The following is a 12,219-nucleotide window of genomic DNA, read 5'->3' as shown; positions in this document are numbered from 1 at the left end:
GCACATTTTTTCGTGCCGTCCAGTTCCGTCTCCCCTTGCGTCATTCACGTCAGTGTTTCAGACCTGCGGCATATGTCGAAAAAAAGTCGCAAGCCCCCGCGATTCTTCAGGGCTTGCGACTCATTGCCGATACGTCCTTCAAACCCCCGGGACGTCATCGACGGGTAGGCCTGCCGTATTCATTGCCGAACGTGCGGGCCTAGTTCTCTATCTCAACCGTATCGAAATCCGGTGCGTCAGGTGCGTCTGGGGCATCTGGTGCATCCGGGGCGTCAGCCACATCCTCTCTGGCCGCCCGCGCCTTGGCTTTGTCAGCCTCTCTGGCTACGTTCGCCTTGGCTTTGGCTGCGTCCCTGGCAGCATCCGCATCAGCCTTGGCTGCATCCCTGGCAGCATCTGCGTCGGCCTTGGCGGCGTCTCTGGCTGCATCCGCGGCGGCCCGGGCAGCGTCTCTGGCTGCATCGGCCTCTGCGCGCGGTACGCCAGCAGCTCTTGCGGCATCCCGTGCTGCATCCGCCTCAGCTCTGGCGGCGTCCCGGGCTGCATCAGCAGCGGCTTTTGCCGCATCCCGGGCTGCGTCTGCATCAGCCTTGGCTGCGTCTCTGGCTACATCAGCGTCATTTCTGGCAACGCCTCTGTCTTCCGCGGCTTCCCTTGCAGCGTCATCGGCGTCTTCTGCCGCTTCCCTTGCAGCGTCACCGGCATCTTCTGCGGCTTCCCTGGCTGCATCGGCGGCGTTATCCGCGTCGTTGTCATCATCGTTGTCTTGCGCTTTGCCTGGGCCTCTATTTGGGCCTCTATTCCCGGCCATGGCACCATTGTCATCGTCGTTGTCACGCGCATTGCCCGGGCCTCTGTTCCCGGCCATACCACCATGGTCAGCATCGCCGCGACCGTCACCGCCATGGCCTGTTGCACCATGACCGCCACCGCCGTCACCACCATGACCACCGCCTCCGGAGCCTCCACTGCCGGAGCCACCACCGCCGCTGCCACCATCTTTGGCATACACGCTGGAGAAACTACTGATGTAATCGGGCACCAGAACAGTCGATGCCGACAGGACCCCGCCTATTGCCAGAGCCAACAAACATTTCTTGAGCAGCATGATGCACCTCCGCTTGGAGTTGCGTTGTCACCTCCGTATCGAACGCAATGTCCAGTGAGTTCCCGGCCGCCCACTGGAGCGGCCACCCAACCGGCACGGCCATGAATAGGCAGCAGCAACGAGCCACTGCGGTATCCGTACGATCCTTCAGAGCCAGCTGGCATCTTAGCGTGGGAAATATTCCCACACCACTTAGATTAGTACTGTCAGCACAAGTGTCAACGACCGGATATCAGGTCCGCGGCACGCGTTGAGCAATCGGCCAACAGCAGACAGAGGACGCAGCAATGGCAAATGAGTAGCTATGCTTGGTTTGTTGCCTGGCTCTCTTGGCAACATCGTGAAAGGAGGCGTTTGAGATGCAACTCATCACGTTGAAAATCGAAAAACCGGATGAGACGAACTTCATTCTGGGTCAGACGCATTTCATCAAGTCCGTCGAGGACATCCACGAAGCGCTGGTCAATACCGTGCCAGGCATCCAGTTTGGCGTGGCCTTTTGTGAAGCCTCCGGCAAATGCCTGGTGCGATGGTCTGGCACCGATAGCTCAATGATTGAACTTGCACAGAAAAATGCGAAAGCCATCGCAGCAGGCCATAGCTTCATCATTTTCCTGGGCGAAGGTTTCTATCCGCTGAACGTGTTGAACACCATCAAAACGGTTCCAGAGGTATGCCGTATCTTTTGTGCAACAGCCAATCCGACCGAAGTGATTCTCGCCGAGACGCAGCAAGGGCGAGCGATCCTGGGCGTAGTGGATGGCTTTTGTGCCCATGACATCGAAGGCGATGAAGACATTCTGTGGCGCAAGAACTTGTTGCGGCAGATTGGCTACAAGCTGTGAGTTGCAGGGCGTTCCCTCCCAAACACGCTCAACCGGTGCATGATACGCGGCGCGTGACGCCCTGTTTGGGGCGGTACTGCAGGTGGTGACCTGATCAGCCTCCTGATGTAACGAATCAAGTCAAAATGTTTACCTGCAGGGCATATCCTTATACGATGAAGTCCGCTTCTACTGCTCTCCATCGGGCCTGAGCAATCCGTGGTTATTATGCATGACAAAGCGAATTAACAAATTGTGCTCTCTGGCCATGCAAGATTTTGCGCGGCGAACAAGCAAAAATTGTATACAAGTTCATTCATACAATTAATTAAAATAACATTGAGCACCTGAACGATGAACAACCCTGATTTACAGGCCGAAAGCTCCAAAGCCTTCAGCATAGTTATAGTAAATTACAAAACACCAGAAATCACCAAGATATGCCTGGACTTATTGCACCAGCATTTTGGCAGTAACAGCGTTCCGGTATGGGTGGTTGACAACTATTCCGCCGACGAGAGCACTGAGTACTTACGAACGCTTGACTGGATCAATTTGATCGAGCGCTCTATTTCCGAACCTGAAGCGGGCCATATTGCCCATGGCAAGGCACTTGACCTGGTTCTGGAGCGAATTGACACCGATTATTTATTCCTGATGCACACCGATACATTTGTTTTCGACAAGAATGTTTTTTCGATGATGTTGAATAAATGCTTGAAAAACCCGAAGGTCGCGGCCGTCGGTTGTGTCGAGCAAATTAACCGCGGCACCATGAGATCCGCCTGGCGCTTTAGCTCACGACTATTCAAACACCACTTCAGACGCCTGAAAATCTCCATGGGTTTGCGTTCCAGAGAGCCAAAACCGTACAAAGAAGTCTATTTGAAAAGTTTCTGCACCTTGTGGAACTGCAAACTTGTCAAACAGCACAACATGCACTTTTCGATGGATGATCGCGTGCCTGGCTATACGCTTCAGGACCGCATGACCGAACTTGGTTATGTCATTGAAATGTTATCACCACGTAAAATCTTCAGCTATCTGGATCACATTCAGTCCGGCACTGTTGCAGCGGTTGGCGGCTATGGTGAAACCCATAGGCGAACCAAAATGTACAACAACATCCTCAAGCGCCTGAACAAGGACGACAGGACCAAGTGAACGGCAAATAGACGCAACGAGCAGGGCATTCAACCCTGCGTGAAGTCACCCATACATTTTTATATCAGGTCATTGGAGCGGTAATGGCACCCATCACTCAAGCACTACCTATCACCCTGTCCCCGGAGCTTGATTTCGACCAGAATGCCGCCAGCGCCTTTGGTGCTTCGTTGACCGGCAGCTATGTTCAGGCTACGCCATTTCCGCACATAGTCCTCGACAACTTCTTGCACGAAGACCTGATTGCGAGCATCTGCTCGCACTTCCCGGTCGAGCCAACCAACAATGAAATGCTCTACGAGCGCGGCTATAAAGGTCAACGCAAACGTCAAATCAGCCCCAACGAATGCGACCCCTATTTGAAGACCGTTTTCAACGCCTTTAACTCGGCCCCCATGTTGCAGTTTCTTGAAAAGCTCACTGGCATCGAAGGATTGATACCCGACCCCTACTTTAGCGGCGGCGGCCTGCATGAAACGAAAAGCGGTGGTTTCCTGGGGGTGCACTCGGACTTCAGGCTCAACAAAAAACTTAATGTTGAGCGCAGACTGAACATCATCATTTATCTAAATGAGGACTGGCAAGAGGAATACGGCGGCAACCTGGAGCTTTGGGACGTCGGCATGAAGACCTGCCTTAAAAAAGTCCTGCCCATTTACAATCGCTGTGTCATTTTCAACACAGACAAGGACAGCAATCATGGGCACCCGGAGCCTTTAACGACTCCGGAACACATCACCCGCAGGTCTATCGCGCTTTATTACTACACTGCGGGAACCATGGCGATCGATCCGGCACAAAGAAACAAAACCCACTACAAACCAAGGCCCAAGGATCGTTTAAGCCTGAAGTACTACATTAATAAGCTGATCAAGAAGAAAAACTGACCTGCAAAACGCCCGGGAGCAAGGCAAAGGGCCTGAGTCGATGCGGTGAAACCCATCAATGCCGGAGGCAACCTGACAGGCAACGGCCAGGAATCAGAAAGCGTGGCTAAGCAACAGTCCGGCCTCGCCGTCCGGGCTGGCGTCGGAAAAGCCCTTGACGGCGTACAACTGAAACTTCCATTCCTGATTGAGCTTGTGCGTGAGAAAGAGCGTGAGCTCCTCGATCTCGTCGCCGGTGGAAACGACCTTCTGCCGCCAGTCGTAAGACACGCCCGCCGTGGTGCGCGCAAACACGGGCATGGCAAAGCCCAGGCCGGCGAATATCGGGTTGTCGAAGTCGGAGCCCGACGGGTCGCCGAACTTTTTCCAGCCCAGGGTCGCGAACCCGGTCACACGACCGAAGGCTTTGGCGACATCGACCTGGGCGGAATAGTCGGTTTTGCCGGTGCCCAGGCACTCGTCTTCGTCGGCGGTGGGCAATTTGACCTTGCCGATCAGGTCCACGAACAGCCCGCCAACGCTGCCGTCCAGCACCGCATAGTCGGCACCGGCAACGGTGTCGCCCAGACCGCTTTCCACCTTGCCGCAACCGCCGGGCAGCGGCTCGCCGTCAGGGCCGACCGAAGGATTGGTGATGCGTAGCCAGGGCACGGTGAGCTTGTAGGTCATGGGACCGGTTTCGTATCTGCCCACCAGCGGGACGTACCAGGTTTCGGACATGGTACCGGTGCCATAGTCGCCCCGAGAGTAGTCGGTTCCGATCGAGGTCGTGAAGGTATCGGCCAAGGCCGGCAAGGACAGGCTGGCAAGCCAACCGACGAGCAGAATGCGCTTGGGGTCCATGTTCACCTCGTGTCTGGCGTCATCGAAGTTCACACGCATGTTTTGTTGCGTGACTTACCCAGCCTAGTTACTTATGACGAAAGTGCATCATGGCTGCACTGTTTTAACCCGACCTGCCGGAGTGATCGATTTTTTCAACTGGTTCAACCTTCTCGACTTTTTCTGGCCGATCAACCTTTTCAACCTTCTCGACTTTTTCCGGCCGATCAATTTTTTCGATCTTTTCAGGTCGATCGACTTTCTCCGTACGTTCTACCTTCTCTACTTTCTCTACCCGCTCTACCCTTTCCACATTCTCGCCTTTGCCGGATTGCTCGACCCTTTCGACTCGCTCTGATTTGCCAGACTTGTCCACGTTCACGTTCACGTCCACGCGTTCTATATTGTCGCCACCGCCATGACTGTCACTGCCCCCGTGGCGAGTATCGTCGATGACACTGCCTGCGCTCTCGGAGCGGCCGCTCCTGTCACTGCCCGAGCTCCCGGAGCTCCCGGAGTTCCCCGAACTGCCAGAGTTGCCAGAGTTGCCGGAGCCGCTCGAGTCGCTCGAATTGCCTGAGCCGCTTGAATCGTCGGTGTCTTGCTCATTGCTGCCGAGTCGTCCGTGTCGGTTGTTGGCTGGGGAATCGGAGCCCTCGCGGGGCAATTCGATACGCGTTGCCTGCACCTCCCGCGCGCCGGTGAACACGCCATTGATCCGCACGCGTCGATCCAGCGTCAGCTGCGAAGCCTGCACACCGACAAACACGGTGTCGCGCGCCAGCTTCACATTAAAGCCGCCCACCACCAAATGGCGCTCCTGCCGGACCTGTACCAGGCCCTCGATCACTGCATTGTGTGCCCGACCAATGAAAGGCAGGCTCGGGTCGGGACGGCTTTGGCTCACGTCCAGCTCGCGACCGGACCAGTGGCCGCGCACCAGCATTTCCTGCGCCGGGCCCGAGTGGTTGCTGAGTTTGAGCCCGTGGAGATAGCCGCTGCGATCCACCGGGCCGATGGCACTGGCCTCCTTGAGGCCGAGTGCCCGGTCGATGCGGCTGGCCACCACTTCGCCTCGAGCATCGCGCAACCCACTGACCCGCACGGGATCGCCCGGGCGCAGGTCGGCAGCGACTTGGGCACCCTTGGCCAGGCGTACCGGTTGTCCCATGACGCGCATGGGCATGGAATCGCGCGGCAGGGCTGTCAAAGGACCTTCGTAGGCGTGCAGGATAGAAATGCGTCCGGCTTCCAGACCGCGCTGGGAGTTGAACGCTTCCACGGCAACCACCTGGCCTATCGCCAGGCGGGTACTGGAGGTGGCAATGCCGTTCTCGCTGACAGGAACGTTTTGGTTGAAGTGCACTTCCACGCCATTGACGCAGATCGAGGCGAACCCGGTGATGGTGCCGACAATACCGGTACCTCCGATCCCACCGTTATCGTTGCTGATACCCGTACCACCCACGCCGCCTGCAACGGCCCCGGTGCCGCCAATACCGCCCGGGCGTTTTTTCAGTGGCGCGCCGGTACCACCGACTCCACCGTTGTCGGTATCGATGCCGGTGCCGCCCATGCCGCCAGGCGCTACGCCCGTGCCGCCAGTGCCTCCCGGTGCCTGGATGACCGGCACTTCGCTGGTGCCCGCGTCATTCTGGCTGACACAGGCCGGAGCGGCTTGCAACACAATCGGAAGCGCGAGGCCCAGAACGAGGGCGACTGCACGAATCAGGCGCAATTTGACGGTCATGGTTCAGGGGCTTTTGGCGAATGGGTATCGGTAGCTTCAGTGTAGAAGTACAAGCCGACCGTGATGCGTTGGCGTGGTTCAAGGCTGGGCAGGTCCCGGAACTCCAGTTCGGCGGCGAGTCGGTTGAAGCTCAACAGGGCCTGCATTCCTTCGCTGGCCACGGCCTGGCGCAACGCCTCGACGCTCATCGGGGTCAGTGCGTCATAGTGGACGCTGCGTTCAAAAAAGGCCGGGGCGTCGCTGCTCAGGTTGTGAACTGCAGCGCTGGCATGATCGTGCAGGTTATGCCCCAGGTAAGCGGTTTTCTCATCGAAGCCCTTTTGTGGCACGAAGGCCTGCGCTTCGAGATGCACGCGTTCTTGCTCGTCAAGGCGCACGACCCCCAGACGCAGCCACTCGTCCAACACCACCCGCGCCCTGATATCGGTACTGACCTTCGCCACCAAGGCGTCGAAGGAACGATCGCCGCCGACACTGGCCAATCGAGGCAACGGCAGTGGCTGGCCGGCGTCGTTGCAAAAGGGCGCCTTGGCCCAGGCGTTGACCAGTTGCGCACCGAACGTGATGTTTTCCGGAAGCGTGGAGGCAGCCGGGTCGCCGGTATTGCGCAAGCGCCGTACATCCTTGCGGTGCACGCCGGTGAGCAGGCTGATGCGGCTGTCGGTCGGTGCCTTCTCGCCCAGGCGGAACTCACGGTCCGCCACTTCGACGAAAACCTCCTTGAGCAGGTCGGCAAACACCAGGTAGGTGACGCCTTTGCGCAGCATCAGGCGCACCAGCGGCTGCATGACATGCCGCAAGGCTTTGAGGAGCGAGGTGGGCAGCGTGGACGATTGCATTCAGCGAATTCCTGGATAGATAACCCCAGTATAGCCATGTGGGAAATAATCCCATGAAACCACGCACGTATTTTTGCCACGACTCATGCAAAACCGGTCCCCGGGGTTTTGCATGAATCACAAAACGCCTCAGATCCGGCTGTTGTCGTCGCCGGGTTCGCCGCCGACATGGACACCGCGGTCATCACCTGGCTCACCGCCAACGTGGACACCGTGGTCATCACCCGGCTCGCCGCCAACGTGGACACCGCGGTCATCACCTGGCTCGCCGCCGACGTGGACGCCGTGGTCATCACCCGGCTCGCCGCCGACATGATTGCCGTGATCATCCCCCGCTTCAGCATGGGTACCACCGCGACCAGAGTTCGCGCCTCCAGAACCGGCATGGCCTGAATTCCCATGGTCGCTGCCGCTGTGACCACTGTTGCCACCATGGCCACTGTTGCCGCCGCTTCCGCTATTGCCACCATGGCCACCGCTCCCACTGTTGCCGCCGTGACCGCCACCGCTACCGCCATTGCCGCCACCGCCGCTTCCACCACCACCACCACCACCATCCTTGGCATAGGCACTGGAGTCATGGGAAATGGAATCTGGTACCAGAACGATGGAAGCCGAAAGGACACCGCCAATTGCCAGCGCCAGCAATCCTCTCTTGAAAAACAGGTAATTGTTCATCGTGCATTCTCCTGGTGATTTACCGCGAACAGTGTCAACGCCATAAGCGTTGCAATCCGGGGGCGGCATGGGAGCAGACTGTCAAACCTACAGCTTCTTCTGAATTCTTTAGCGTGGGAATTTTTCCCACACACAGAAGTTAGCCCTTTCTGGCTCAGGGTCAACTCGCGCAGGAGAAAGCCGACCGACGGCCTGTGGACACAGATGGGGATGAGAGGGGGTTGCCCATGCGGGAGTCGCATGGGCGGTGGTACTTTACGTTTTAAACCGCAGGTTTACAGGTATGAAATACAGCCTGTTGATCGCTACCCGGGAACCGAGGATTTTTGCGCGCCAACACCGCCCGCCCTGCCGGCGACTGCCAGTGCTACGCAACAGGCCAGCAACGAGAATGCAGCGAATGCGCCCATCACATGCAGATAAGGCAACACGTGATTCCAGGCTCGAGCCACCCCCAGGAAAGCGGCGAACAGCCAACCGCTCATGGAAAGCGCACCCAACAAGGCGAGCCGCGAGCGGCCTGCACTGCGCAGTGCGACGAAGGGAGCCTTTTGCAGCAGCGGGAAGCCGATTCGATGCAATAGTGCGCCGTTGAGGCTCAGCAGCGCGACGACCGTCACCTTGGCCCAGAGCTTCTGATTGAGCAGATACGCGTCACCTTCATCGAGATAACCCTGAAGCACCAGCAACAGCCCACTTGCCCAAAGGGCCAGCAGCGCGAGGCTGACAATCTTCTGGGTCTCATTGAGGTACTCAAGCCTCGCCTGGTCCAGTATTTCCTTGCGCCAACTCCAAAGCTTGTGATCTGCCTGCAATACCCTCCCCAGGGCAATACACGTAGCGAGCAGATGACCGTACACGAGAAGCATTTTGAGCATTGCCTTGACCTTTTTATTGTTTTGGCGCTGCGTTCCCTGCTTCGCTGAATTGAAAACGAATGATACAAATTAGCAATTGCGCTTTCAAGACAAATACTTGCTAACACTCAACGGAACAGACCGCCATACGACTTTCGTCGAACATGGAAGCGACTATCTTTCAAGGAACGGTCTCAAGAGATCGCAGACTTCCCTGTCTAAACGCTTAAACCAGGATCAACTAGGAGAAGACCATGCGCACACTGACTGTTGCCGCGTTCGTAAGTCTGGACGGCGTCATGCAGGCACCCGGCGGGCCTGAAGAGGATTGCAGTGGCGGATTCCGCTTCGGTGGCTGGATCGTGCCCTACGCCGACAAAACCACCGGCCAGGCCGTCATGGACCTGTTCTCGCAGCCATTCGAACTGCTGCTGGGGCGTCGTACCTACGACATCTTCGCCGCCTATTGGCCGCACACTCAAGCCGATTCACCCCATCACAGCATTGCTGATCTGTTCAACGCCGTCCCCAAGCATGTGGCCACCCATCGCGCCGACTCCTTGGCCTGGCACAACAGCCATGCGCTGGAGGGCAAACTGGTCGACGCGATCAACGCGCTTAAACGCCAGGACGGCCCACAGCTACTGACCCAAGGCAGCGGCGATCTGGTGCGGCAACTGCTAGCCGCCGGCCTGGTGGACGAGTTGCGGCTGATGATTCACCCCATCCTGCTGGGACGCGGCAAGCGCCTGTTCGACGACAACGCACAAGCGTCGGCCTTCACCCTGGTGAATTCGATCAGCTCACCCGGGGGTGTGCTGATCACCCGCTACACCCGCAGCGGCGAGGTGCGCACAGGTTCGTTCGAAGGCGTGAGGTAGCGATAGCCGGCGCCACCGCCCCGCGCCTCACGCCACCGGCATCAACTTCGCGTAAACCTGCAAGTGGTGATCGTCATCGCCGAACTGGCGCGCCACCATCAGCAGATGCTTGGCATGGTGCGACAGCATGTATTCCCAGGTCAGGCCGATACCGCCGTGCAACTGGATGCTTTGGTCCGCGACAAAGCGGCTGGCGCGGCTGACGATGAACTTGGCCGCTGCCAGGACGCGGCTGCGCTCGTCACTGTCGGCCTGATCCGCCACGCAGGCGGCGAGCAGGGTCATCGAAGTGGCCTGGTCCAGCTCGATGCGCATATCCACCATGCGGTGTTGCAGCACCTGGAACTTGCCGATGGGCTGACCGAACTGCTGCCGCGTTTTCAGGTAATCGAGGGTCAACGCGCACGCCGCTTCCATGCTGCCGACAGCCTCAGCGCATTGCGCGGCGATGCAGCGGCCTTGCTGATAACGCAGCGCTGGCAAGGCCTGCCCCACTTCACCGAGTACCGCAGTGCTTTTGACGAACACGTCCTCAAGGTACAGCTCGCAGGCCATTCGCCCGTCCTGGGTATCGAAGGAGCGTCGACTGACGCCGTTGTCTTGCGGGTCGACCAGGAACAGAGTGATGCCCTTTTCGTCCCGAACACTGCCGCTGGTGCGCGCCGACACCAGAATCAGCCCGGCGCTCTGGCCACCGATAATCACCGACTTGCGGCCACTAAGTTTCCAGCCGCCGCTGACTGGCTCGGCGATGGTCTGAACGTCGTGCAACTGGTAGCGACTCTGCGGCTCATCGAGGGCCACAGCCAGTTGCAGGCTGGCGCTGCCGACTTGCGGCAACAGCGTGTCTTTCTGGGCTGCGCAGCCCAACTGCTCAACCAGGCCGCCAGCGAAAATCACCGAGTGCAGGTAAGGCTCCAGGCACAGCTCCCGGCCCAGTTCGGTCATGATCAGCATGTTCTCCACACCGCTGCCACCATAGCCGCCATAGGCTTCGGCAAAGGGCACGGCGCACAGTCCGAGTTCACCCAGTTGCTGCATGAACGGGCCACTGAAACCCTGCCTGCTCCGGCGGTATTGCTCGCGATGCTCAAAACCGTAAACGTCACGCACCAGGCGCGCGGCGGTTTCCTGCAGCATCAGCTGCTCTTCTGTCAGTTTGAAATCCATGGTCGTGGCGCCTTAGAGTTCGAGGATCATTTTCGCGATGATGTTCTTCTGGATTTCATTGGCGCCGCCATAGATCGAGGCCTTGCGCGCATCCAGGTACTGGTAGGTGGCCGCGCTGCTGTAGTCGGTGTAGAGCAACGGTTCGCTGCCATAACCCAGTTCATCTTCAATGAACGGCAACGCGTACGGCCCCACGGCCTTACTGATCAGGTAGGTAATGGCCTGCCGAATCTCGGTGCCCCTGATCTTCAGGAACGAGCTTTCGGCACCGGGTACATCGCCGTTTTGTGTCGCCGCCAACGTGCGCAGGTTGCTCATTTCGGCCGCCATCAATTGCATGTCGACTTCGGCGATCTGCGCGCGGAACAACGGATCTTCGATCAGCGTTCGACCGTCACGGACTTCCTGGCTGGCAATGCGCTTGAGCCGGGTGAGCAATGCCTTGTTCTGCGCGATCCCGCCGATGCTGGTGCGCTCGTGGGTCAGCAAGTACTTGGCGCAGGTCCAGCCCTCATTCTCTTGCCCCACCAGATTCGCCACCGGCACCCGCACGTTGTCGAAGAACACCTCGTTGACTTCATGCTCGCCGTCGAGGGTGATGATCGGCCGCACCGTGATGCCCGGGGTTTTCATATCGATCAGCAGGAACGAAATGCCGCGTTGCTGACGGGCCTCGGGGTCGGTGCGCACCAGGCAGAACATCCAGTCGGCAAAGTGCGCCAAGGTGGTCCAGGTTTTCTGGCCGTTGACCACGTAGTGATCGCCCTCGCGCACTGCGCGGGTTTTCAACGACGACAAATCAGAACCGGCACCCGGCTCGGAGTAGCCCTGGCACCACCAGTCCTCACTGGAAAGAATTCGGGGAAGGAAGTGTGCTTTCTGCTCGGCGGTGCCGAACTTGATGATCACTGGCGCGACCATTTTCAGGCCGAACGACACCACCTTCGGTGCGCCCGCGGCAAAGCATTCCTCGTCGAAAATATGCTTTTGCACGGCACTCCAGCCGGTACCGCCGAACTCGACCGGCCACCCCGGCGCGAGCCAGCCTTGCCGGTCGAGGATCTGCATCCATTGCACCTGATGCGTTTTGCTCAGGCGTTTGCCCAACGAAATCCGCTCGGACAGTTCGCCAGGCAAATTGTCGCGCAAGAAGGCCCGGACTTCCTGGCGAAAGGCCTGTTCCTGTGGGGAAAATTCAATGTCCATCCATCCACTCCAAAAAGCATTGGGGCTTACCCG

Annotated in this window: 12 protein-coding genes; 4 read left to right on the top strand and 8 right to left on the bottom strand. The window is 58.4% G+C overall.

From position 1 onward, the window contains the following. Nucleotides 1-606: 606 nt before the first annotated feature. Entirely contained in the window at nucleotides 607-945 is a 339-nt protein-coding gene (locus BSF44_RS30500; RefSeq protein ID WP_178081853.1) for a hypothetical protein, read from the bottom strand. A gap of 522 nt (nucleotides 946-1,467) precedes the next feature. Here BSF44_RS30500 and BSF44_RS00240 point away from each other — a divergent pair. The 3 genes from BSF44_RS00240 to BSF44_RS00230 all read left to right on the top strand — a co-directional run bounded on the left by BSF44_RS00240 (nucleotide 1,468) and on the right by BSF44_RS00230 (nucleotide 3,983). Further along, a complete protein-coding gene (locus BSF44_RS00240; protein ID WP_095941740.1) occupies nucleotides 1,468-1,953 on the top strand; it encodes an adenosine-specific kinase in 486 nt (161 codons plus the stop codon). A gap of 333 nt (nucleotides 1,954-2,286) precedes the next feature. After that, nucleotides 2,287-3,096: a glycosyltransferase gene (locus BSF44_RS00235; RefSeq protein WP_095941739.1), complete on the top strand. Its 810-nt coding sequence runs from the start codon at nucleotides 2,287-2,289 to the stop codon at nucleotides 3,094-3,096. 83 nt (nucleotides 3,097-3,179) lie between these two features. Continuing rightward, nucleotides 3,180-3,983 carry a 2OG-Fe(II) oxygenase gene (locus BSF44_RS00230; protein ID WP_095941738.1) on the top strand — a complete coding sequence of 268 codons (804 nt, stop codon included), beginning with the start codon at nucleotides 3,180-3,182 and terminating at the stop codon, nucleotides 3,981-3,983. 93 nt (nucleotides 3,984-4,076) lie between these two features. On the opposite strand, the gene BSF44_RS00225 is transcribed toward BSF44_RS00230, so the two are convergent. The 5 genes from BSF44_RS00225 to BSF44_RS00205 form a co-directional block, all read right to left on the bottom strand. After that, nucleotides 4,077-4,826 (bottom strand): hypothetical protein, encoded by a 750-nt coding sequence (locus BSF44_RS00225; protein ID WP_095941920.1) that lies wholly within the window; start codon nucleotides 4,824-4,826, stop codon nucleotides 4,077-4,079. A 103-nt stretch (nucleotides 4,827-4,929) separates the two neighbouring features. Then, nucleotides 4,930-6,555 (bottom strand): DUF5666 domain-containing protein, encoded by a 1,626-nt coding sequence (locus BSF44_RS30250; RefSeq protein ID WP_095941737.1) that lies wholly within the window; start codon nucleotides 6,553-6,555, stop codon nucleotides 4,930-4,932. Continuing rightward, entirely contained in the window at nucleotides 6,552-7,394 is an 843-nt protein-coding gene (locus BSF44_RS00215) for a DUF6502 family protein (RefSeq protein ID WP_095941736.1), read from the bottom strand. The genes BSF44_RS30250 and BSF44_RS00215 overlap by 4 nt, the downstream gene beginning before the upstream one ends. A gap of 129 nt (nucleotides 7,395-7,523) precedes the next feature. Next, entirely contained in the window at nucleotides 7,524-8,072 is a 549-nt protein-coding gene (locus BSF44_RS30570) for a hypothetical protein (protein ID WP_371918204.1), read from the bottom strand. Between the two features lie 305 nt (nucleotides 8,073-8,377). Then, nucleotides 8,378-8,950, bottom strand: a complete 573-nt coding sequence (locus BSF44_RS00205) for a DUF2214 family protein (protein ID WP_095941735.1) — start codon at nucleotides 8,948-8,950, stop codon at nucleotides 8,378-8,380. Nucleotides 8,951-9,183: 233 nt separating this feature from the next. Between BSF44_RS00205 and BSF44_RS00200 the strand changes: the two genes are divergently transcribed. Continuing rightward, nucleotides 9,184-9,810, top strand: coding sequence for a dihydrofolate reductase family protein (locus tag BSF44_RS00200; protein WP_095941734.1), 627 nt, complete (start codon nucleotides 9,184-9,186; stop codon nucleotides 9,808-9,810). 27 nt (nucleotides 9,811-9,837) lie between these two features. Here BSF44_RS00200 and BSF44_RS00195 read toward each other — a convergent pair whose 3' ends face one another. Then, nucleotides 9,838-10,980, bottom strand: a complete 1,143-nt coding sequence (locus BSF44_RS00195; RefSeq protein WP_095941733.1) for an acyl-CoA dehydrogenase family protein — start codon at nucleotides 10,978-10,980, stop codon at nucleotides 9,838-9,840. A 12-nt stretch (nucleotides 10,981-10,992) separates the two neighbouring features. Beyond that, nucleotides 10,993-12,186, bottom strand: coding sequence for an acyl-CoA dehydrogenase family protein (locus BSF44_RS00190; protein WP_095941732.1), 1,194 nt, complete (start codon nucleotides 12,184-12,186; stop codon nucleotides 10,993-10,995). Nucleotides 12,187-12,219: the final 33 nt, after the last annotated feature.

Source organism: Pseudomonas sp. ACN8, from assembly GCF_002303925.1.
Taxonomy (GTDB): domain Bacteria; phylum Pseudomonadota; class Gammaproteobacteria; order Pseudomonadales; family Pseudomonadaceae; genus Aquipseudomonas.
This window is presented reverse-complemented; position numbering and strand designations above follow the sequence as displayed.

What these genes read in the sequence shown, in the direction of transcription:
- BSF44_RS30500 (WP_178081853.1), bottom strand. Translation starts at nt 945, where the DNA reads ATGGTGGTGACGGCGGTGGCGGTCATGGTGCAACAGGCCATGGCGGTG.
- BSF44_RS00240 (WP_095941740.1), top strand. Translation starts at nt 1,468, where the DNA reads ATGCAACTCATCACGTTGAAAATCGAAAAACCGGATGAGACGAACTTC.
- BSF44_RS00235 (WP_095941739.1), top strand. Translation starts at nt 2,287, where the DNA reads ATGAACAACCCTGATTTACAGGCCGAAAGCTCCAAAGCCTTCAGCATA.
- BSF44_RS00230 (WP_095941738.1), top strand. Translation starts at nt 3,180, where the DNA reads ATGGCACCCATCACTCAAGCACTACCTATCACCCTGTCCCCGGAGCTT.
- BSF44_RS00225 (WP_095941920.1), bottom strand. Translation starts at nt 4,826, where the DNA reads ATGGACCCCAAGCGCATTCTGCTCGTCGGTTGGCTTGCCAGCCTGTCC.
- BSF44_RS30250 (WP_095941737.1), bottom strand. Translation starts at nt 6,555, where the DNA reads ATGACCGTCAAATTGCGCCTGATTCGTGCAGTCGCCCTCGTTCTGGGC.
- BSF44_RS00215 (WP_095941736.1), bottom strand. Translation starts at nt 7,394, where the DNA reads ATGCAATCGTCCACGCTGCCCACCTCGCTCCTCAAAGCCTTGCGGCAT.
- BSF44_RS30570 (WP_371918204.1), bottom strand. Translation starts at nt 8,072, where the DNA reads ATGAACAATTACCTGTTTTTCAAGAGAGGATTGCTGGCGCTGGCAATT.
- BSF44_RS00205 (WP_095941735.1), bottom strand. Translation starts at nt 8,950, where the DNA reads ATGCTCAAAATGCTTCTCGTGTACGGTCATCTGCTCGCTACGTGTATT.
- BSF44_RS00200 (WP_095941734.1), top strand. Translation starts at nt 9,184, where the DNA reads ATGCGCACACTGACTGTTGCCGCGTTCGTAAGTCTGGACGGCGTCATG.
- BSF44_RS00195 (WP_095941733.1), bottom strand. Translation starts at nt 10,980, where the DNA reads ATGGATTTCAAACTGACAGAAGAGCAGCTGATGCTGCAGGAAACCGCC.
- BSF44_RS00190 (WP_095941732.1), bottom strand. Translation starts at nt 12,186, where the DNA reads ATGGACATTGAATTTTCCCCACAGGAACAGGCCTTTCGCCAGGAAGTC.